This is a genomic window from Photobacterium sp. AWH4_225 (assembly GCF_056158405.1).
In genome coordinates this window covers 710,526-732,254 of record NZ_JBSWTF010000001.1, presented here as the reverse complement: position 1 = coordinate 732,254, position 21,729 = coordinate 710,526, and the positions used below count along the sequence as shown (strand labels likewise).

General features: G+C 51.8%; 18 protein-coding genes and 4 tRNA genes. 7 read left to right on the top strand and 15 right to left on the bottom strand.

Features of this window, described 5'->3' with window-relative positions; translation table 11 throughout:
• The first annotated feature begins 162 nt into the window (after positions 1 to 162).
• Both ACXAD4_RS03820 and ACXAD4_RS03815 read left to right on the top strand, forming a co-directional pair.
• Positions 163 to 3,141: a copper-translocating P-type ATPase gene (locus ACXAD4_RS03820; protein ID WP_475238795.1), complete on the top strand. Its 2,979-nt coding sequence runs from the start codon at positions 163 to 165 to the stop codon at positions 3,139 to 3,141.
• 150 nt (positions 3,142 to 3,291) lie between these two features.
• Positions 3,292 to 4,155 carry a TraB/GumN family protein gene (locus ACXAD4_RS03815; RefSeq protein WP_475238792.1) on the top strand — a complete coding sequence of 288 codons (864 nt, stop codon included), beginning with the start codon at positions 3,292 to 3,294 and terminating at the stop codon, positions 4,153 to 4,155.
• A gap of 736 nt (positions 4,156 to 4,891) precedes the next feature.
• Here ACXAD4_RS03815 and ACXAD4_RS03810 read toward each other — a convergent pair.
• The 4 genes from ACXAD4_RS03810 to ACXAD4_RS03795 all read right to left on the bottom strand — a co-directional run bounded on the left by ACXAD4_RS03810 (position 4,892) and on the right by ACXAD4_RS03795 (position 5,328).
• Positions 4,892 to 4,968, bottom strand: a tRNA-Pro gene (locus ACXAD4_RS03810).
• Positions 4,969 to 5,011: 43 nt separating this feature from the next.
• Positions 5,012 to 5,088: transfer RNA gene (locus ACXAD4_RS03805), tRNA-Pro, on the bottom strand.
• Between the two features lie 43 nt (positions 5,089 to 5,131).
• Positions 5,132 to 5,208, bottom strand: a tRNA-Pro gene (locus tag ACXAD4_RS03800).
• A gap of 43 nt (positions 5,209 to 5,251) precedes the next feature.
• A tRNA-Pro gene (locus ACXAD4_RS03795) sits at positions 5,252 to 5,328 on the bottom strand.
• Positions 5,329 to 5,613: 285 nt separating this feature from the next.
• Here ACXAD4_RS03795 and ACXAD4_RS03790 point away from each other — a divergent pair.
• Both ACXAD4_RS03790 and smrA read left to right on the top strand, forming a co-directional pair.
• Entirely contained in the window at positions 5,614 to 5,754 is a 141-nt protein-coding gene (locus tag ACXAD4_RS03790; protein WP_107350385.1) for a DUF3149 domain-containing protein, read from the top strand.
• 220 nt (positions 5,755 to 5,974) lie between these two features.
• Positions 5,975 to 6,556, top strand: coding sequence for a DNA endonuclease SmrA (gene smrA / locus ACXAD4_RS03785; RefSeq protein ID WP_475238789.1), 582 nt, complete (start codon positions 5,975 to 5,977; stop codon positions 6,554 to 6,556).
• 86 nt (positions 6,557 to 6,642) lie between these two features.
• Here the strand turns inward: smrA and ACXAD4_RS03780 are convergent, their stop codons facing one another.
• The 5 genes from ACXAD4_RS03780 to ACXAD4_RS03760 form a co-directional block, all read right to left on the bottom strand.
• Positions 6,643 to 7,257 (bottom strand): LysE family translocator, encoded by a 615-nt coding sequence (locus ACXAD4_RS03780; RefSeq protein WP_475238787.1) that lies wholly within the window; start codon positions 7,255 to 7,257, stop codon positions 6,643 to 6,645.
• A 169-nt stretch (positions 7,258 to 7,426) separates the two neighbouring features.
• Positions 7,427 to 8,335, bottom strand: coding sequence for a LysR family transcriptional regulator (locus ACXAD4_RS03775; RefSeq protein ID WP_475238785.1), 909 nt, complete (start codon positions 8,333 to 8,335; stop codon positions 7,427 to 7,429).
• A gap of 92 nt (positions 8,336 to 8,427) precedes the next feature.
• Positions 8,428 to 8,904 (bottom strand): Cys-tRNA(Pro) deacylase, encoded by a 477-nt coding sequence (ybaK, locus tag ACXAD4_RS03770; RefSeq protein WP_475238783.1) that lies wholly within the window; start codon positions 8,902 to 8,904, stop codon positions 8,428 to 8,430.
• 147 nt (positions 8,905 to 9,051) lie between these two features.
• Positions 9,052 to 10,725 carry a bifunctional UDP-sugar hydrolase/5'-nucleotidase UshA gene (gene ushA, locus ACXAD4_RS03765; protein ID WP_475238780.1) on the bottom strand — a complete coding sequence of 558 codons (1,674 nt, stop codon included), beginning with the start codon at positions 10,723 to 10,725 and terminating at the stop codon, positions 9,052 to 9,054.
• Positions 10,726 to 10,945: 220 nt separating this feature from the next.
• Positions 10,946 to 12,307 carry a Na+/H+ antiporter NhaC family protein gene (locus ACXAD4_RS03760; RefSeq protein WP_475238777.1) on the bottom strand — a complete coding sequence of 454 codons (1,362 nt, stop codon included), beginning with the start codon at positions 12,305 to 12,307 and terminating at the stop codon, positions 10,946 to 10,948.
• Between the two features lie 329 nt (positions 12,308 to 12,636).
• Between ACXAD4_RS03760 and ACXAD4_RS03755 the strand changes: the two genes are divergently transcribed.
• Entirely contained in the window at positions 12,637 to 14,520 is a 1,884-nt protein-coding gene (locus tag ACXAD4_RS03755) for a methyl-accepting chemotaxis protein (protein WP_475238774.1), read from the top strand.
• Positions 14,521 to 14,610: 90 nt separating this feature from the next.
• Here the strand turns inward: ACXAD4_RS03755 and kdsA are convergent, their stop codons facing one another.
• The 6 genes from kdsA to hemA are packed head-to-tail and all read right to left on the bottom strand — an operon-like array spanning position 14,611 to position 19,965.
• Positions 14,611 to 15,465, bottom strand: coding sequence for a 3-deoxy-8-phosphooctulonate synthase (gene kdsA, locus ACXAD4_RS03750; protein WP_317525274.1), 855 nt, complete (start codon positions 15,463 to 15,465; stop codon positions 14,611 to 14,613).
• Positions 15,466 to 15,505: 40 nt separating this feature from the next.
• Positions 15,506 to 16,318 carry a SirB1 family protein gene (locus ACXAD4_RS03745; protein WP_475238771.1) on the bottom strand — a complete coding sequence of 271 codons (813 nt, stop codon included), beginning with the start codon at positions 16,316 to 16,318 and terminating at the stop codon, positions 15,506 to 15,508.
• 2 nt (positions 16,319 to 16,320) lie between these two features.
• A complete protein-coding gene (locus tag ACXAD4_RS03740) occupies positions 16,321 to 16,701 on the bottom strand; it encodes a SirB2 family protein (RefSeq protein ID WP_475238769.1) in 381 nt (126 codons plus the stop codon).
• Between the two features lie 13 nt (positions 16,702 to 16,714).
• Positions 16,715 to 17,563 (bottom strand): peptide chain release factor N(5)-glutamine methyltransferase, encoded by an 849-nt coding sequence (gene prmC / locus ACXAD4_RS03735; RefSeq protein ID WP_475238768.1) that lies wholly within the window; start codon positions 17,561 to 17,563, stop codon positions 16,715 to 16,717.
• Positions 17,563 to 18,651 carry a peptide chain release factor 1 gene (gene prfA, locus ACXAD4_RS03730; protein ID WP_317525278.1) on the bottom strand — a complete coding sequence of 363 codons (1,089 nt, stop codon included), beginning with the start codon at positions 18,649 to 18,651 and terminating at the stop codon, positions 17,563 to 17,565. The genes prmC and prfA overlap by 1 nt, the downstream gene beginning before the upstream one ends.
• A 51-nt stretch (positions 18,652 to 18,702) precedes the next feature.
• Positions 18,703 to 19,965, bottom strand: coding sequence for a glutamyl-tRNA reductase (gene hemA / locus ACXAD4_RS03725; protein WP_475238766.1), 1,263 nt, complete (start codon positions 19,963 to 19,965; stop codon positions 18,703 to 18,705).
• A 245-nt stretch (positions 19,966 to 20,210) separates the two neighbouring features.
• Here hemA and lolB point away from each other — a divergent pair, with 245 nt between their 5' ends.
• Positions 20,211 to 20,843, top strand: a complete 633-nt coding sequence (gene lolB, locus ACXAD4_RS03720) for a lipoprotein insertase outer membrane protein LolB (RefSeq protein WP_475238764.1) — start codon at positions 20,211 to 20,213, stop codon at positions 20,841 to 20,843.
• Positions 20,844 to 20,851: 8 nt separating this feature from the next.
• Positions 20,852 to 21,715 (top strand): 4-(cytidine 5'-diphospho)-2-C-methyl-D-erythritol kinase, encoded by an 864-nt coding sequence (ispE, locus tag ACXAD4_RS03715; protein ID WP_475238762.1) that lies wholly within the window; start codon positions 20,852 to 20,854, stop codon positions 21,713 to 21,715.
• Positions 21,716 to 21,729: the final 14 nt, after the last annotated feature.

Below are 21,729 nucleotides of genomic sequence, written 5' to 3'. Positions count from 1 at the left end.
GTTAATGGAAGGTTATGCTTAATAGTATTCTCTGTCATCGCTTCGGTAGCAAGCCTATTATTGCTTTTTTCGATATCACTCAAAATAGTTTGACCTTCCAGTTGATGGAAGCTTTATGATTACCTCAAATGCATCAAACTGTCTTATCAGTAAGGCTTAAATATGGTCGAGTTAACCCTGCCACTACGAAAAGTGCGCTGTATGAACTGCGCCAATAAAATCAAAGCGGCCCTAACAGAATTACCGGGCGTCGAGTCCGTCGACGTCGATACCAAGCAAGCAAATCTGCAAGGTACCTTTGCACCTTTAGCAGCAATCGATGCCATTTCCCAGCTTGGCTATGAAGCGGGTTATCAATACCAGCTGCCACTAGCTGGCCTGTCATGCTGCAAGTGTGTACGTAAGGTCAAGGACGCGCTGGACAGCCAACCTGAAATTTTCTCTTCTGATGTCAGCAAAACTGAGCTTACGGCAACGGGTACGCTACCCGAGCCAAAATTAATCGAACTGATTGAATCACTCGGTTTCAGCGTACCTTTGCAGGACACTGAACAATCAGAAGTAATGTCTAGCACTTACGAACTTGCCCTGTCAGGCCTGAGCTGCGGCAAGTGCGTCGCCAAAGTCGAAGCCTTGCTCAAAGGGCGTGCCGACATCGACAGCTTCGCGGTGACCAAAACTCATGCCAGCGTACAAACCTCGCTGGAGCAGGCTGAGGTTATCGGCTTGATTGTTGGCGCTGGGTTTAGCGCCGCTCCAGCAAGTGAAAGCGTGACATATGCAAACAGTGCTGGCGATAACAGTACTAAAGAAAGTAGCGCTAACAACGCTGAGTCGGTACAGAGTGACACATCAACCGCAAATGACGAGGCGACATCTCAACAATTTATCCTGTCGGGCATGACCTGTGCCAGCTGCGTCAGCTCGGTCGAGAAAGCCATTCTCAGCGTACCTGGCGTTTCATCCACCAGTGTCAATTTGGCCGAGCGGACTGCATTGGTCAGTGGGCATGCACTAAGCAGTGTGATCATCCAAGCCGTTGAAGATGCGGGGTACCAAGCCGAGTTATCCGAAGACGAGCTGACCCGCCGCCAACGCCAGCAAGAACAAAACGAGAAGGTATACCGCCAACATATCAAGAATGCCTATATCGCACTGGCTGTCGGTGGCCCATTGATGGCCTGGGGTGTTTTCGGCGGCAGTATGATGATCGCATCGCGGGCTGACCAAATAGGCTGGGGCATCGTTGGGATCATCACCCTGTATTTACTGGCTACTGTCGGCAAGCACTTCTTCGTCAATGCCTGGAAAGCGTTCAAGCACCACCGAGCAACCATGGACACCCTTGTTGCGCTGGGTACCGGTGCAGCGTGGCTGTATTCAACATTTGTCGTGCTTGTGCCCGATTTGCTACCAATGCAAGCCCGCCATGTCTACTTCGAGGCATCGGCCATGATCCTCGGCCTGATCACGCTGGGACACGCCCTTGAAGCCCGTGCCCGGAGCCGGACTTCGAAAGCGCTCGAACAGCTGATGGACTTGCAGCCTCAAACCGCCATCATCGTTGAAAATGGCGAAGAGCGCGAAGTACCTCTGGCTGACGTGCGTACCGGTATGGTGCTGCGTCTTCATCCCGGCGCCAAGGTACCGGTCGACGGCACCATTCTCGAAGGCCAGAGCTATATCGACGAATCGATGTTGACCGGCGAGCCTATTCCGGCCAACAAGAAAACCGGTGATACCCTCCATGCCGGTACTATCAACCAGCACGGCAGCCTGCTATTTACGGCAGAAAAAATCGGCCGCGATACCATGCTGGCAAGAATCATCGATTTAGTACGCCAAGCACAAAGCAGTAAGCCGGCGTTGGCTCGACTGGCCGATACTATTTCAGCCATTTTCGTTCCTGCCGTCATGATCATCGCTATCGTCACCGCCATGATCTGGTATTACTTCGGACCAGATCCTTCATCGGTCTATATGCTGGTAACAGCAACAACGGTTCTGATCATCGCCTGCCCTTGCGCGCTTGGCCTTGCTACCCCAATGTCGGTCACCGTCGGGGTTGGACGCGCGGCGGAATACGGGGTTCTGATCCGCAACGCCGAAGCCCTGCAAATTGCTGCCGATGTCGATACCGTGGTACTAGATAAAACCGGTACCCTGACCGAAGGCAAACCAGCGCTGATCAGCAGCGAGTGCTACAACAGCTTCAACAAAGGCCAATTACTGACCTTAGCTGCCAGCCTGGAGCAAGGCTCCGAACACCCTCTGGCAGCAGCTATCGTCAATGCAGCCAAAGCAGAAGCACTTAGTCTTGAGCCTCAGCTGAACTTCAAAGCCCTACCGGGCTACGGCATCAGTGGCGAGGTCTTGGGCCATACTGTGTTGCTTGGCAACCAGAAATTAATGGCGCAACATCAAATTGATATTGACCAGGCCCAACCGGCTACCGAAAGCGCAAGTGAACAGGGGGCGACCCCGATTTATGTCGCGGTCGATGGCCTACTGGCCGGTTTACTGGCTGTCAGTGATCCTATCCGCCATGATTCGGTGGCTGCTATCAAGCGCCTAAGAAAAATGGGACTTGATGTGATCATGTTGACGGGGGATATCCCGGCAACCGCGAATGCCATCGCCAAACAAGCGGGTATCGAACATGTTATTGCCGGCGTCCTGCCGGATGGCAAAGCCAGCGAAGTGGAAAAAATACAGGCTCGTGGCAAAAAAGTGGCAATGGTTGGCGACGGCATCAATGATGCGCCAGCCCTCGCCCAGGCCGATATCGGTATCGCCATGGGCAGCGGTAGTGACGTAGCCATTGAAAGTGCCCAGCTGACCTTGGTCCGCCACTCGCTTCATGGCGTGCCTGATGCGCTGCAGCTCTCCAGCGCCACCCTACGCAACATGAAACAGAACCTATTCGGGGCCTTTGTCTATAACACCTTAGGCATCCCGGTAGCTGCCGGTATTCTGTTCCCATTTACCGGGGCATTGCTAAGCCCGGTTGTCGCCGGTGCCGCCATGGCGCTGTCGTCTATTACCGTGGTCAGCAACGCTAACCGGTTGAGGCTGTTCAAGCCTGATGGTGAAGACAGGCAAGCCACCCAGTCCCATTCACAACCACAGACGGAGAATTAATATGGTCGCTATCATCGGGTTCCTTGCCATAGCCTTTATTGTCTGGTGGTTCTGGCTTCAGCCTAAAAAGTAACTATCTAGCCCTATCCGATCCTACGATGAGCTGATATAACAAATAGATATCTGGTTATATCAGCTCACAGGATCATTATGCTCAAAGCACTCTTCACCCGGGCAGCCCTGCTGTTACCCTTCATCACTACCAGCGTGGTCGCCGAACCATTAGTTTGGCAAGCCCAAGATGCCCAGCGCGAATTTATCATTCTCGGCTCCATCCATGCCGGTGAAGATGACTTCTATCCGTTGCCCAATGCATTTACCTCCCATTGGGACAGTGCCGATGCCCTGGTAGTAGAAGCCAACATCCTCAAGCCCAGTTCGGCACAGCTCAATCCAGCAGTGGCTACCACTGCCGAGATGTTAACAGAGACTGAGAAGCAATCTTTGGCCGCGACTGCCAAGCTAGCCGGTTTATCATCCTTGCCCCTACTTAGCTCCCCACCATGGCTGGCAGCGATCAGTTTGCAGATGAAAATGGCCGAACAGGCAGGCCTCAGTCCAGATCGGGGGATTGATATTACCCTGCTAAAACGCGCCCAGGCCAGCCAACTGCCTATCCTCGAACTGGAAAGTATCGAGAAGCAACTTCGCCTGATGGAGCAACTGGACGATCATGGCAAAAACCTGCTGATGGCCACGGTCAATGAATGGGATGAAATGACTAGCCAGCTCACCTGCCTGATCAGCGCCTGGCAAGCAGGCGACCAAACTCAGCTTGATAACCTGTTTGATGCAAGCCAGTACAATGATGACACCGACGCCGCCCTGATTGTCGATCGCAATCATGACTGGGCGACCAAGCTGATTGAGGATCCTACCTACCAGCAAGGCAAGTTCTTGATCGTCGTCGGGGCGATGCATCTATTGGGAGAGGAAGGGCTGCCAGAACTGCTCAAGCAAAAAGGTTTTTCAGTCAAACAGCTGAGCCAAAGCAAGCAGGTATATTGCAGTTAAGGCTTGATGAGGGAGATGCGCTACCAAACTGCGTTATTCTCCGACGTCGGAAATGAAAAAAGCCCCAAACTACGCGTCCCGGACTTTCGCTACAGGCTTTGAAGAGTGGTCGGTGAAGAGGCCAAGAACAAGGAAACAGGTAACCCCCGACCCTCTGGCCCTCCATTTACCTAAGAGCAGGAGATGCGCGACCAAACTGCGCTATTCTCCGAGGTCGGAAATGAAAAAAGCCCCAAACTACGCTTCCCGGACTTTCGCTACAGGCTTTGAAGAGTGGTCGGTGAAGAGGCCAAGAACAAGGAAACAGGTAACCCCCGACCCTCTGGTCCTCCATTTACCTAAGAGCAGGAGATGCGCGACCAAACTGCGCTATTCTCCGACGTCGGAAATGAAAAAAGCCCCAAACTGCGCGTCCCGGACTTTCGCTGCAGGCTTTAAATAGTGGTCGGTGAAGAGGCCAAGAACAAGGAAACAGGGAACCCCCGACCCAAGCTCGCACAAAATAGTTCCTCCATTTACCGAGGAGCAGGAGATGCGCTACCAAACTGCGCGTCCCGGACTTTCGCTGCAAACTTTGAAGAGTGGTCGGTGAAGAGTCCAAGATCAAGGAAATAGGGAACCTCCGACCCTCTGGTCCTCCATTTACCTAAGAGCAGGAGATGCGCGACCAAACTGCGCTATTCTCCGACGTCGGAAATGAAAAAAGCCCCAGTCTTTCGACTGAGGCTTTGAAGAGTGGTCGGTGAAGAGGGATTCGAACCCCCGACCCTCTGGTCCCAAACCAGATGCGCTACCAAACTGCGCTATTCACCGACTTTGTCAGCAGCACGCCATACCGGCTTACCACTTGAATAAGTGGTCGGTGAAGAGGGATTCGAACCCCCGACCCTCTGGTCCCAAACCAGATGCGCTACCAAACTGCGCTATTCACCGACTTAGTCAGCAGCATGCCATACTGGCTTACCACTTGAATAAGTGGTCGGTGAAGAGGGATTCGAACCCCCGACCCTCTGGTCCCAAACCAGATGCGCTACCAAACTGCGCTATTCACCGACGTTGTCAGCAGCACGCCATACAGGCATACCACTTGAATAAGTGGTCGGTGAAGAGGGATTCGAACCCCCGACCCTCTGGTCCCAAACCAGATGCGCTACCAAACTGCGCTATTCACCGACGAAATAAGTAAAAAGCCTTTGAAACTCTTTACTTGAATCAGCATCGCTGCTGAGGTGGCTTATAATACTCAGCCAAAGAATTTACGCAAGCAGAAATGCTCATTTTTAAAAAAAACCATATCCAATTGCTCACAGAAGTACCAACCAAGGCGAAAAAGTGATCGCAACCGCACTAGTTAACACAAAGTTAATACAACCCGTAAACCATTGATCCAGATCATCACAACATTTTCGCTGCATTGTTTATCTTATGACCACTATCCCGCGACCTAAAGGAATACTTATGGATTTTTGGTTAGATCTACTTTTTGGTAATGCCGTAGGCCTGTCGTCAATGATCGTAATCTTTGTCACACTGGGATTGATGTTATTTTTTGGCGGTTACTTTGTTTACAAAGTTCTGTCTGCACCCTCTCCTCACTAGAGCCATTTCGCAATGTCATCTGCTTGCGCCAGGGTCCAAATTGTCGGTTGTGGCCCTGGATTTATTTCCACTCCCTTTTAAGTATTAACTCTCTGCTCCATCATTCACCTTTTTATGCCATCCCCAGCCTGAAAACTACTCTGCAATTTTCGCTCAAACATGCAACTTAAAGAGACTTGGGTATATAATCGGACATATATGCCTTCAACCCTGAAACACCATGTCTGAGAACGATGAATTAGATCTCTTCCGAGAGATGATGGCTGATGTCGCTCCTATCAAACAGGACAAAGTCGAAGTCGCCCACAAACACCAAGTTACCGAAGCCCAACTCGCAAGACGCCTGGCAGCACAGACCCTGTCCGACGGCGATCCTGAATACCTGTCTCTGGATTACGCCAAGATGGTCAAGCCAGATGATATGCTGGCATTCAAACGTGATGGTGTTCAGGAAGGCGTATTCCGCAAGCTCCGCTTAGGTAAGTACGATATCCATGCCCGGTTGGATCTGCACCGCAAAACCCTGAAAGACGCCCGTGACGAAGTAGTCAAGTTCCTCCGCCAATGCCAGCGGATGGATATCCGCACTGTGATTATCGTCCATGGCAAAGGTGAAAAGTCCAACCCGCCGGCAATGATGAAAAGCTACGTCGCAACCTGGCTGGAGCAGATTTCCGATGTGATGTGCTACCACTCCGCGCTGCGCCAGCACGGCGGCAACGGTGCGCTCTATGTGATGCTGAAGAAGAGCCCTGAGCGCAAGCTGGAAAACCGCGAGCGCCACAGCAAACGACAAGGCTAAACCTGGCTTTAGCTATCAATCACACATGAAAAAAGGAGCCTGAGGCTCCTTTTTGCGTTTAATTCATTGGTATTTTCCTACCTGCATTACGCTTGGATAATCACCCGCATTGCAAGCAAGATAAGCACCACGCCAGATAGCCTATCGATCAACTGTGCCTTGGTCCGCAGTTTTTCCAACACTTTCGGGTTCGACAGCACGAAAGCAATCAAGGTGTACCACAGACCATCCACCAGCAGAGGCGTTGCCACTATAATCGCCCGGCTGCTGAATTCTGTACCGACCGCGACAAACTGGCTAAACAGTGCTAGGAAAAACAACGCCAATTTTGGGTTCAGCAGTGAAATCATCGCGCCATCACGAGCGGCTTCAACCAAGCTGGTTGATTGACCCGCCGCCAACTTTGCCGCGACGCCGCCTTTCGAGCGCAAGGCATTGACCCCAAGATATGCAAGGTAAGCTGCCCCCGCATAGGTAATGACATTAAACAGGGTCGGTGATTGCTTGAGTACCACCGCCAGGCCCAGCAAGGTCACCAAGGCATAAACCCCAACACCCGCGGCATGTGCCCAAGACGTCACAACACCGTGCAGACGGCCGCCCGCCAAACTGTGCTTGGCAACAACGGCCAAGCTAGGGCCCGGTGACATTGCCCCGAGCATACATATCATGAGTAACGAAAGCCAAATACTGAATGTCATTGTTAGTTCCTATCCGCTAGAGCTAATTGTGTCTGTTTTATGCAATGTAGCAAGTGAAGGCTATGCGAGGAAATCAAAAGAAATCATCTTGGCTATGACTTGAAATCATAGCTAAGTATTATTCCACGAGTAGAAGCCTCTAAACGAGTATGAGCCTCTAAATAAAGCCCTAAATCGAATACATCGAGTCTCTCATCACTGTTAGCACTTCCTCACGGAACCAGCGATGGGCTGGGTCATTTTCATAACGGGGATGCCAAATCAGCCAATAGCTATGCTTCGGCTTTGGGATAGGAAGGGCTTTGTAGGTGATCGGCAGCAAAGCCTGCATATTGTGGGCAATGTGCTCCGGCAGCACCATCAACATATCAGTACGAACCAAAGTCTGGAAAGCCGCACTGAAGAACGGAACAGAAAACTGCACATCACGGTTTAGTCCCTGCGCTTTTAGCTCCCGCTCGACAAAACTGTCTTTATCGCCCCCGGCCGAGACCCGCATATGAGGGTATTCAACAAGCTGCTTTAATGACAAAGAAGATTGCTTGGCCAAAGGGTGCTGATCGTGCATTGTACACACCGGAAAATCCGATCCGATGTGGGCACCACACAAGCCTTCAGGGATTTGCGGCAGCATGGTGGACACCAGCTGGATATCAAGGTCAGCCAAATAGGATAAGTATTCCGGCGACCACAAACGATAGCTGATATTGGCCCCCGGTGCCTGTTGCTGCACCCGCTCAACAATATCGGGCAAGATGTACTGGGCGACATAATCGGATGAGGCCAAGATCATCGGCCCAGTCCAATGCTGTGGTGCGAAATCTGGCTCGTCCAGAAGCCCCTGACAACTGGCAAGGATTTTGTCGACCTTGTCCTTGAGCTGCTGCGCCTTAGGAGTCGGCAACAAGCGGTTACCCTCTCTTATCAGCAAAGGATCACCGAACAGCTCACGCAGCTGGGTCAGCTGGCGGCTAACAGCTGATTGGGTCACACACAAGCGATCTGCCGTCCGGCTGACATGCGACTCTTCCAGCAATACCTGAAGGGTACGCAGCAAATTCAAATTGATGTTTTGCATGACTCCCCTTTAGTGAAAACAAGATATTGATAAGGCAGGGCTTAAATCTGGGTTATGGCAAGCTGGATTATTGAAAGCTAGGTTATTCAAAGCTATAACTTTGCTATTGGAGCAAACTGCCCGCCGGTCAAAGTGAGCAGATCAGCAGGCGCCAACTCGATTTCCAAGCCCCGTCGCCCGGCACTGACACAGATGGTCTCGTACTGCTGGGCTGAAGCATCAAGAAAAGTCGGTAGGCGCTTCTTCTGTCCCAGAGGGCTAATACCACCGACAATATAGCCCGTGGTTTTCTCTGCGATTTGGGGATCGGCCATATCGGCTTTCTTGGCACCCGCCGCCTTCGCCGCCGCTTTCAGATCAAGCAAGCCCGCGACGGGTACGATCGCCACCGCCAGTTTTTTCGGGTCGCCATTGAGTGCAAACAGCAAAGTTTTGAACACCTGATTCGGATCCTGCCCCAGCACCTCTGCCGCCTCCAGGCCAAAGTTGGTATTGGCCGGATCATGCTTGTACTGATGGATGGTGTGGGCGATTTTCTTTTTCTTGGCAAGATTGATAGCAGGTGTCATAGCCGCTCCGGTTCCGTTTCCAATTAACGACAGCCACTATAGCCCAACACAGTTGATGCCAAAAGAAAAAAGACGCTTTGGCTAAATTGGAGCCATTAAAAAGCCCTGCATGTGCAGGGCTTTGTTCATAACCACTAAACGCGATAGTTAGCGGTAAACCATCTCACCTTTTGGTGCGAATGCATTGACGTCTATTGGGCTGTTGGTCTGCAGGAATTCCTTCAGTACTTCTGCATCAACAAAACCAGTATTCACGTGGCCTGAGTGTTCAGTGATCTTAGGATAACCATCACCACCTGCCGCGTTGAAGCTCGGTACGGTGAAACGGTATGTGTCAGTCAAGCTCATTGGCTTACCACCGATCTTCACATCGCTCACTTTACCGTTAGCAACGGTCATTGAAATACCGTAGAACTGGGCATAGGCACCAGAGTCAACCGGCTTGGTCGCAACCACATTCAGGTAGTCCATCACTTCGCTACCTGTCATATCGGTGTAAGTCACGATATTGCCAAATGGCTGAACTGTCAGCACATCCTTGTAAGTGATATCACCACCAGCAATTGAGTCGCGGACACCGCCCGAGTTCATGACAGCAAAGTCAGCCTTAGCGCGCTGCATATGAGAGGCAGCAATCAAACGACCTAGGTTAGTCTGCTGGAAGCGAACCACATTACGGTCACCCTCAAGCTTACCGTTCGACTCGGCGATCTTGATATTCAGCTGCTCCTGACCGCGCTCCTGGAATGGCTGTAGGAAGGCCTTCACTTCGGCATTCTGGGCAATCTCGTCCTGGATGAACACACGCTGTTTAGAACCATCAGCCATTTTCACTTTCTTCTTCAGGTTAACCGGGATCAGATCATAGCTAACCATCTGTAGTTCACCGTTCTGGAACTCAAAATCAGCACGGCCAACATATTTGCCCCACTCATGGGCCTGGACTATCCAGGTGCCGTTTTGCTGATCAGGCTGACAGTCGTCACCCGGGTTGAAGTTCTTGTTGTACATGTTAGGGCCTTCCATGCACACCGGCTCCTGGGAGTGACCACCGACAATCATATCCAGCTCACCGGCAGGCAAGTAACGGGCAAGAGCCACATCACCCGGCGCATTGATGCCGTTGTTACCATTCGCGTAGTGACCCATGTGGGTTGCCGCAATGATCACGTCAGGATTTTCCGTTTCCTTCAGCTGCTCGATCACCTTCTTGGCTTCATCCTTAGGATCACGGAAGTCAACGCCACCAATATATTCCGGGTTACCGATCTTCGCCGTATCTTCTGTTGTCAGGCCGACAACCGCAATCTTGATGCCTTGCTGCTCGAAGATCTGGTATGGCTGGAATAGACGCTCACCGGTTTCCTTGTCGTAGATGTTGGCAGACAGCATCGGGAACTCAGCCCACTCTTCCTGCTTGCGCAACACTTCCAGCGGGTTATCGAACTCGTGGTTACCCAATGCCATTGCATCGTAACCCAGCATGTTCATGCCCTTGAAGTCCGGCTCAGCGTCTTGCAGATCAGACTCAGGCACACCGGTATTGATATCACCACCAGAAAGCAACAAGGTCGTACCGCCCTCTGCTGCAACCTCCGCACGGATCTGATCCAACAGCGTCTTACGTGCCGCCATGCCGTATTCGCCATAAGAGTTATGCCAGAAACGACCGTGGTGATCGTTGGTATGGAGAATGGTTAGCTTATACGTTTGATCAGCCTGCCAAGATGGCGCTGTGGTTTCAGATTGGCTCGCGCAGCCTGCCAGAGAGGCCAGAATCGCAGCAGTTAATGCCGCTTTGGTGAAAAAGCGTTCCTTCATTGGGGGTCACCTTAACCTAATTATGTGATTTTACTAGAATTGACAAGCGTCAGTTTAAGTTATTTAGTGAACGCTGTTGTATGGTTTTCATCATTATGTTGACTAGATCACTATACTGGCTTCGCATTTTCATAACGATGAGATAACAAGCAAAAAAAAGCCTCACTGGCGTGAGGCTTCTGATATCATTTTCGGTTTTTCGAATCTTGTCTTGCTACTATCAAGCCGTTGCTAGTTTGCGCGCTGGATGCTTGATAAAAATCGCCGCAATGGCAGCAAATGCCAAGAAGAAACAATAGTAGGAATGGCTCACCACCTCAAGTGGCGACAGGCCGAAGACCGAGCCCAGCAATAGTGCCTGAGCACCGTAAGGCAGCACACCCTGTACCACACAAGAGAAGATATCGAGCAAACTTGCCGAGCGACGTGGTGTGACACCATTCTCTTCCGCCAGTTCACGCGCCACACCACCAGAGACGATAATTGCCACCGTATTATTCGCTGTACAGCAGTTGGTCAGACCGACCAGACCGGCAATACCCAACTCGCTAGCACGCAGGTTCTGATCTTTTGAATGCTGCTTGCTGAATACTCGGATCACCTTGCTGATCAGTTGTGTCAGGTAAGCCAGGCCACCCTGACGGCGCATCAGCTCGCCCATGCCGCCGATCAGCATCGACAGCAGGAAAATCTCCTGCATATTACCGAAACCGGCATAGATATCCTGGCCGTAGGTCGACAGACTGTAATCAGGCGTGCCGAACAGGCCGATACCACCCGCCAGTAAGATACCGATGCTCAACACCACGAAAACATTCAAACCAGACACCGCCAATACCAAAATAGCGATATAAGGCAGTACTTTCAGCCACTCAACATCTGTGGTCGCTGGTACTTCAGTCGGCGTGCTGCTGAATAGGAACAACAGAATCGCGGCAATTGCCGCAGGTAGGGCAATACGGATATTTTCGCGGAACTTGTCTTTCATCTGACAACCCTGCGAGCGGGTCGAGGCAATCGTGGTATCCGAGATAATCGATAGGTTATCACCGAACATCGCACCGCTCAGTACCACACCGGCGGTCAGTGCTACATCCATACCGGCAGTTTGGGCGATACCCAAGGCAACCGGTGCCACTGCCGCAATGGTGCCCATTGAAGTGCCCATAGCGGTTGCAATAAAGGCAGAAATCACAAAGATGCCCGGCAGGATCATGCTGGCAGGTAGCATAGACAAGCCAAGATTCACCGTGGCATCCACGCCACCTGTGGCTTTGGCAACCGAAGCAAAAGCACCCGCCAATAGGTAAATCATACACATAGCAATAATATCGCTATGGCCTACCCCACGCAGGAACTGCTCAATCGCCTTGTTGAGCTTTTCCTTACTCAGCAGGATGGCTGCAATCACCGCAGGCAACGCAGCGACTGGCGCTGGCAATTGGTAGAAAGCAAAATCAACGCCTTGCATGGTCAGGTAAGTACCGACACCGATAAACAAAGCCAAGAAGATCCCCAAAGGGAGTAATGCCAACGCGGAAGGAGTCGGCTCGCTAGAATGTTGTTGTGTATTGTTCGACATGATGACTACAGGACATCTATTTTAGAAATTGCGCCTAGACTAAGTGTTGTTAATGGCCGCGTCAACATCTAGACGTCTAAACATCTAAAATAATCATCACCGCCAGCACAATAAACTTATCAGGTATTAATGTAACAACGCGCATATCACCTACCAATAAGGCGTCAATATATTGGCGAAAACAACCTTATTTTCGTCAACCAAAAGTCATGAAAAATCATCAGGTTGTTTTTTTTTCGACCAAGGCCACTTTTCCGTGCAACAGGCAGAAAATCGCTATAGAATCCGCTGCGCAGACACCTCCCCCACCTGTTGTTGAGAAAAAGACAATGACGCTAACCTTGAAACAGAAACTCATTGGCGCCAGCCTTTTTGCTGTTGTGATTATGGCAACGGCATTGACTTGGCTTGCCGCCGACCAACTCTTTGATCAAACCCGTCAGGGCATTTATGCCCGTGCCGAGAGTATTGCCCACGCTGCCAATGAAGGCATTGCCGATTGGGTGCAGATCCGCCGTGATATCGCCAGCTCGTTCAATGACTACAGCAGCGAAGAAAACACGGTGCCTTACTTGCAGATGGCACGAAAAGCTGGCGGTTTCGATGATATTTTCTTTGGTACGCCGGCCGGTGGTATGTTCCGCTCTCATCCAGAGCGTAACCGTGCCGACTACGACCCGCGTACCCGTCCGTGGTACCAAGATGCCGTAAGTGCCAACCGCCAAATCGTCACCACCGCCTACCGTGATGCCATCACCAACGCATTGCTGATCACCATTGCCGAACCAGTCCGCAAAAACGGCAGCCTGCAAGGTGTTGTCGGTGCCGACGTACTGATTGACCAGCTGGTAAATGATGTTATTAGCCTGGATGCGGGTAAAAATGCCTACGCCATGCTGATCAACAAACAAGACAACACTTTTCTTGCCCACCCTGACGAGTCTTTGATCCTCCAGCCAATCAACCGCTTCAGCAGTGAACTTAATATGGCGCAGATCGATGAAGCCGCTCGCACTGGCAGTATTGAAATGGCCACTATCGACGGTAAAGAGAAGCTGTTCTACTTTGCTACAGTACCAGGAACAGACTGGGTACTGGGCCTAGAGATGGATCGTGCTACCGAAGAAGCAAGCCACACCACCCTACTACGCCAGCTGATCATCACTTCCATTGTGATCACCCTGATTGTGGTAGCAATTTCAGCCACACTAGTAGGATACCTGTTCCGCGATCTGGCCCGAGTCTCTGAAGCCCTGGCAGAAATTGCCACCGGTGAAGGTGATCTGACCCAGCGCTTGGAACCTCGTAGTGACGATGAAGTGGGCCAGCTTGCCCATAACTTCAACCGCTTCGTCGGCAATATGCATGCCATGGTGTGCAAGCTGAATGATGTCTCGAACTCGCTGACCCAACAGGCGCATGTTACCGCTTCTCAAGCTGAAGAGCGCAGCACCCGTATCCAGCACCAGCAGGACGAGATCAATATGGTGGCAACAGCCATCAACGAAATGGCTGCTGCAACCCAGGAAATTGCCGGCAATGCCGACAACACAGCCCGTACTGCCGGTGAAACTGTCGAGGTTTCTGATCACGGTGCAACTCAGGTCGGCCAGAGCCAGCACTCTATTACTAGCCTAGCGACTGAAGTTGATACGGCGACAGGTGTGATCAGCGAGCTGAACAGCCACGCCCAGAGCATCAATACTATTCTATCTACGATCCAGGGAATTGCCGAGCAAACCAACCTGCTTGCACTCAATGCTGCGATCGAAGCAGCCCGTGCCGGCGAGCAAGGCCGTGGCTTTGCCGTGGTTGCCGATGAAGTCCGCGTACTGAGCCAGCGTACCCATGCCTCGACGCAGGAAATCCAACAGATGATCGAAACCCTGCAGCAGACCACAGGCAAAGCCGTCGGGATCATGGAAGACAGCCGCAAGCTGGCGGAAACCAGTGTCGATGATGCCAACTCGGCCTCGGCCAGCCTGTCTCAGATCAACAGTGCGGTGACCAACATCAGTGATATGGCTACCCAGATCGCCTCGGCTGCAGAAGAGCAGTCCTCGGTAACATCAGAGATTACCCGCAATACCGAAGGGATCCGTGATGTGTCCAACGAACTGGCAGTAGAAGCCAGCGAGGCAGCCAAGCAAGCCGCTGAGCTATCTGAGCTATCATTCCAGCTACAGCAGGAAATCAGCCGCTTCAAGTTGTAAGCGAACAGCTCATTACGCTAAAGCGACAGCAATAAAAAAGGCGATACCGAAAGGTATCGCCTTTTTACTAACAAGCAACAATATGATTTGTTACTTGATTTCGATCTCTTCGAAGCCTTTGACTAGGTCATCAAGCTGCTTCAACTGCGCTAGGAATGGCTCTAGCTTGTCCAGTGGGAAAGCCGATGGGCCGTCACAGCGAGCCTGATCCGGATTCGGGTGCGCTTCCATGAACAGGCCTGCAATCTTAGTTGCCAGACCAGAGCGTGCCAAATCAACAGTTTGCTCACGGCGACCACCAGAAGCGGCACCGTTTGGATCACGGCACTGTAGGGCGTGGGTCACATCAAAGATGATCGGGCTGCCTTTAGACGCCTTTTTCATTACGTCGAAGCCCAGCATATCAACCACCAGGTTGTCATAGCCGTGCAGCACACCGCGCTCACACAAGATGATATTTTCGTTGTCGCACTCTGCGAATTTTTCAACGATGTTACCTACTTGGCCCGGGCTCATGAACTGAGGTTTCTTCACGTTGATCACCGCACCGGTTTTCGCCATTGCCTGAACCAGATCAGTCTGGCGAGCAAGGAAGGCAGGCAACTGGATAACGTCAACCACATCAGCAACTGGCTGGGCCTGGTACTGCTCGTGGATATCAGTGATGATTTTCACGCCGAAGGTATCTTTCAGCTCTTGGAAAATCTTCAGACCTTCTTCCATACCCGGACCACGGTACGAATGCACAGAAGAGCGGTTAGCCTTATCGAAAGATGCCTTGAAGACATAAGGAATGCCTAGCTTGTCTGTCACTTCAACGTACTTTTCACAGATCTGCATCGCCAGATCACGTGATTCCAGCACGTTCATACCACCGAATAGGACAAACGGCTTATCATTGGCAACATCGATATCGCCAACGCGAACAACTTTCTGTTCCATCATCTTCTCTCTTCAATTTTTGTTAGCCAAAGCCCCACAGCAATTAATGCAGGGTTAACGGCTCTTTGTTGAGTTCTTTGACCTGAAGCTTCAGCAACTCGGCGGCTGGGTCTTCAGGGCATTGCTCGATAAAATATTCGTAATCCAGGGCAGCGGCATGGCCACACTCTAGCTGCTGATAAATATAGCCGCGATCACGGATTTCGTGCGGGTCGCCAGGACGGAAAGCTCCCAACACAACATCGCTGCAGTGCAACGCTTCGGCAAACAATCCTTCGCGCAGCAATGCGCTTTTCATCACAGTCAACCAGCGTGCCAGCACATCATAGTTACCGGCTGTTGCAAAGTGTTCGCTGCGCAGCTCGGTAAACGGGCCTTTGTGGCCTTTCAGCCAGGCTGCCATAACATGCTTGCTCAGATACTCACCATCAAACGGGTTGATAAACTGAGGTTCGCTGCCGTACCACTCTACCTTAAGGACAAACTGGGTCGGGAATGCCACGGCGCTAACCGGCAGATCCAGACGCTGTGCCAAAAACAGGAACAGGGCGCCTAAAGACACCGGGATCCCTTTCTTGCGCTCTAGCACTTTGTCGAGGAAGACGTTGTCGGATGAAAAGTATTGCTCGTGATCGCCAATAAAGCCCCACTCGCGGTAAAACAGGCGGATCAAGCCCTCAAGACGCAAGTAGCTATCGGGCTCATCCATCAAGGCCTGCTCGGCCTCCTGGGCAAGACGTTCCAACTGGATGCTGACCCAGCCAGCAGGGAAACGCGGATCCACCGCTTCTGTCATCGCAACCGCGCCATCCACCAGCGGCATCTGCTCCAGTTCTTGTTCGGTAAAGCGTAACATGGTTATCCTAGGAAAGAGGTTTTGGTCATTGCTATTTTGGCGGCGGCCATTACCCAGCCCAGCGAGCCGAAGAAGGCAAAGGTCTTGAAGACCTTGTTAGAGCCCATCTTGAGGGTAAAATAGCCAAGCGCAATATAGGCCAGTACGCAGCTAAGCTTCTGCGTCATCCAGCCACCAGCTGCCGTAAACGGCACGAAACCGGTTATGAAAATCAGGGTCACACCGGTAAGCAATAACACGGTATCCACCACATGGGGTGTGATTTTCAGAAACTTTTTCTCGTTCAATGACGAGTTGGCCATCATCAAGCAGTAACGCAAGATAAACAAAGTCACGCTCAGCGCGATAGCCAGCATATGTAGGTGTTTTACAGCGGTATACATTGTTGTTATCTCTCTATCCTTGCCAGCGGCCCATGGTCACACGATCCAGGCCGGCATAATCCTGTGCTGTGGAAACCTCATGGTAACCCAGCGTGTCTAAAATACCACGTACAGCCGAACCTTGCTCGTAACCGTGCTCCATTAACAGCCAACCGCCTGATTCAAGGTGTTGGCGACCCTGTTCGCTGATCACTTGGATATCAGCCAAACCGTGATCCTCAGCGACCAAGGCACTCTTAGGCTCAAACCGGACATCACCCTGTTCAAGGTGAGGATCGGCTTTGTCGATGTATGGTGGGTTACTGACAATCACCGCAAAACGCTCTTGCTCTGTCAGCGGGCTGTACCAGCTACCAGAAAGAAAGCGTGCATTGGCAATATGCAGGTTGGTACGGTTTTCCTCGGCAAGCGCAGCAGCTTCGGGGCGCAGATCTATACCAGTAACGGCAATATCGCGTCGCTCAGAAGCAATTGCCAGCGCAATGGCACCTGTTCCAGTGCCCAGATCCAGTACCTTGCAGGCATCGGCAGGCAGCTTTTCCAGAGCCAGCTCCACCAACCTTTCGGTATCCGGACGCGGGATCAGAGTGTGGGGTGCCACTTTTAGTGGCAGCGACCAAAACTCTCGCTCGCCGACAATATATGCCACCGGCTCACCGGTCAGGCGTCTTGCCATCACAGACTCAAAGGCTGCTTGCTGGGCAGCATCCAATTCTTTTTCCGGCCAAGTTAGCAGGTAACTGCGGGGCTTATCGAGGACATGGCACAACAAAACGGCGGCATCGATATGCGGGCTGTCCGAGCCCGCATCACTCAATGCCTTAGCCGCCAGCTTAAGCTGGGCGTCTATCGACAGGGTCATTAGTTCTGCTCAGCCATAGCTGCTAGCTGATCGGCCTGGTGCTCTTGCAGAACCGGCTGGATCAAGCTGTTCATATCGCCTTCCATCACTTCGTTCAGACGGTAGATAGTCAGGTTGATACGGTGATCAGAAACACGGCCCTGCGGGTAGTTGTAGGTACGGATACGGTCTGAACGGTCACCCGAACCAAGGAGATTACGGCGGGTGCTTGCCTCTTCGGCATGGCGCTTCTCTTCTTCAGCCTGGATAATACGGGCTGCCAGCACAGACATCGCTTTCGCCTTGTTCTTGTGCTGTGAACGCTCGTCCTGACACTCAACCACGATGCCTGTTGGCAAGTGGGTAATACGAATAGCAGAATCCGTGGTGTTAACGTGCTGACCACCGGCACCCGATGCACGGAAAGTATCGATTTTCAGATCGCCAGCATTGATTTCTGGGATTTCCGCTTCAGGGATCTCCGGCAGTACCGCAACCGTACAGGCTGAGGTGTGGACACGGCCCTGAGATTCAGTCGCAGGTACACGCTGAACACGGTGACCACCTGACTCAAACTTCAGGGTACCGTATACCGCTTCGCCGCTGATTTTGGCGATCATTTCCTTGTAGCCACCGTGCTCAGCATCGTTGGCACTCATCACTTCAACGCGCCAGCCGCGTGATTCTGCGTATTTGCTGTACATACGGAACAGATCACCTGCAAAGATGCCCGCTTCATCACCACCAGCACCGGCACGGATTTCAACGAAGCAGTTGCGCTCGTCGTTTGGATCTTTCGGGATCAGCAGAACCTGAAGTTCATCTTCAAGACGGATGATCTCCGCTTTTGCTTCCTTGACTTCTTCCTGCGCCATCTCGCGCATTTCAGGATCGTCTTCATTAGCCATCTCTTCAGCAGTTGCCAAATCTTCTTTGGCTTGCTGGTAGGCCTGGAAGCATTGGGTTACTTCCTCCAGCTGTGAATATTCACGGGAAAGCGCACGGAACTTGTCCTGGTTACCAATAACTTCTGGATCACCTAGCAAATGCTGGACTTCTTCATAACGCTCAACCAGCGTTTCTAATTTCACTAAAATTGAAGGTTTCATATAGGTTTCTACTGTATTCCACTAAAGGCAGGGAAGGTTTCCCTGCCAGGATTAATTCTTTGCGGTATCTAGCCCTAGTGTCTCGCGGATCACCGCCAGCTTTTCCGGCTCGCCATCTTTGGCGGCCTGCTGCATCGCGCGGGTAGGCGCATGGATAAGTTTGTTGGTCAGCTTATTGCTGAGCTCGACCAACACTTTTTCAGGATCGCTGCCATTGGCCAGCGCCTGCAAACTGCGAGTGAGTAAATCTGACTTCAGATCTTCTGCCTGGCAACGGTATTGGCGAATACTGTCCACCGCTTCCAGCGAGCGGATCCAACTCATGAATGCCGCACTCTCCTCGCTGACAATCGCTTCAGCCTGTATCGCCGCCACTTTACGCTGTTCACGGTTTTTCTCAACAATGCTGTGCAAATCATCGACCGAATAAAGATAAGCGTCGCTGAGCTCCCCGACTTCCTGCTCGATATCTCGCGGTACCGCAATATCGACCAGCAGCATAGGTTGATGACGTCGTGCCTTGATGGCTTTCTCGACCATGCCCTTGCCGATGATCGGCAGCGGACTGGCCGTCGAGCTGATCACAATATCAGCCCGGTGCAGGTGCTCTGGGATTTCTGGCAAGCTGATCACTTCCGCCCCGAACTCCTGAGCCAAGTTTTCGGCCCGCTCTTTGGTCCGGTTGGCGACAATCAGTCGGTTACAGCCCTGTTCGACCAAATGACGGGCAACCAGTTCGATGGTTTCCCCGGCGCCAACCAGCAACACCGTCGCTTCCTCGAGCGATTCGAAGATCTGCTTTGCCAATGTACAGGCGGCAAAAGCCACCGATACCGCGTTACCGCCGATATCAGTCTCAGTACGCACCCGTTTCGCCACGGTGAACGTTTTATGAAACAGTTTTTCCAACATTCCCTGGATAACTTGGTTATCACGGGAGTCGGAATAAGACTGCTTAACCTGGCCGAGGATCTGCGGTTCGCCCAATACCAGCGAATCAAGTCCACATGAAACCCGCATCAGATGACGTACAGCAGCCTGCTCCTCATGGAAATACAGGCTTGGCATCAGCTCTTCGGTGCTGATCTGATGGAACTTACTCAACCAGTCAATCATGAGCCCGGGGCCTTGCTGCGCCACATCGCAATACAGCTCTGTACGGTTGCAGGTCGAGACGATCACCCCACTGTGAATCTCGGGATGATCCTCCAGTTGAGCTAAGGCCTGCTTCATCTTTTCTGGCGAAAACGCAACCCGTTCACGCAAGTCTACCGAGGCTGTTTTATGGTTTATTCCTAGTGCAAGCAATGTCATGGAGACGGTGTACCACTTCGCCGATGAAATATGATGTAAGGGCGGATTTTACTTGATGCCCCCGCTTAATTAAAGAACGCAGATCGAATCTACATGGCAATAACCCACATAAATTAGCATTCAATTATTCATAGGATAGGAAAAAAGAGTGATATCAACCTTCCTTTTTCCGAGAGAAGGAGTTGGAAATATTAAGATTTTACCGCTATTGTTTGGCAACAATACTCAATAAAAAAGTGATAACGATGATGTCATTATTGCGACATGCCCGCCATCCTTTTGCCCGCATTCCCCGTAAAGCACCTTGGTTTGCCCTTATCATCTCATTGCTTGCAGGTTGTGCGACCCAGCCTCCACAGACAACCGAAACGGACTGGGAAAGCCATGAGCAAGCCCTTGAAGCACTCTCAGGCTACCAGGCTAAAGGAAAGCTGGGTTATAAAGGCCAGCAGCGTTTTGGGGCCAATCTGATCTGGGAAACCACGGCAAACAGTGATCACCTGCTACTAACCAACTTCCTTGGCTCAACGTTACTAAAGCTCGATGCGACTCCTAGCCGCGTGACCCTGGTTGACAACAATGGCAAAACTCACCAAGGCACCAATGCCAGCGCGTTGGTATCCAGCCTGACCGGTATCAATTTGCCAGTAGAGCAGATGCGTGATTGGCTGATTGGCTTGCCGACAGCAGCAGATACCTACCAGCTCAACAACGAAAACCGGGTGGGTTACCTAGCCAAACGTGTCGATGACAAACTGTGGCAGCTTGATTACAACGAGTATGACTACTCGGTAAGCCCAGCCCTACCTAAGCGCATGGTATTGAGCTCGGCCGGCACCAGCATTACCCTTATCATCCATCAATGGACCATTAACTAGAGTACGCTATGATCACCCGCACCACCGAATGGCCGGCACCGGCCAAACTGAACCTGTTCCTCTATATCACCGGCCGCCGCGCGGACGGCTACCACGAGCTGCAAACCCTGTTTCAGTTTCTTGATCACAGCGATACCCTGACCATCACAGCAAACAGCAGCGATCAAATTACCCTGACGCCCGCCATCGACGGAGTGAAAACCGAAGACAACCTGATCTACCGCGCCGCCGATATGCTGCGCCAGAAAGCCGGGATCCAGGCCGGGGCCGACATCCACATCAACAAGATCCTGCCGATGGGCGGCGGCCTTGGCGGTGGCTCTTCCGATGCCGCGACTACCCTGGTAGCCCTCAACTACCTTTGGCAGACAAACCTCAGCGTCGATGAGTTGGCCGAGCTGGGCTTGGCACTCGGTGCCGATGTACCGGTGTTTGTCCGTGGAGTCAGTGCGTTTGCCGAGGGTGTCGGTGAGCAATTACAACCTGCCGAGCCGGAAGAAAAGTGGTATCTGGTTGTCAAACCAGAGGTAAATATTGCTACGGTTGATATTTTCACCCATCCGGGGCTAAAAAGGGACAGCAAAAAACGGTCTTTAAGTGCACTGTTGGCAGGGGTTTACGAAAACGATTGCGAAAAAATCGTCAGATCACTGCACCCTGAGGTTGATAAGGCGCTTTCGTGGCTGTTAGAATACGCGCCGTCGAGATTGACCGGCACTGGCGCTTGCGTGTTTGCTGAATTTAGCACCCATGAAGCGGCCATTGCAACCCTGAATAAATTACCTGACTGGCTCCAAGGATTTGTCGCAAAAGGTGTCAACACATCTCCCCTTTTGACAGCCTTGAACGCACATTCTACGGATTGTCAGTAACTACAACTTGGACG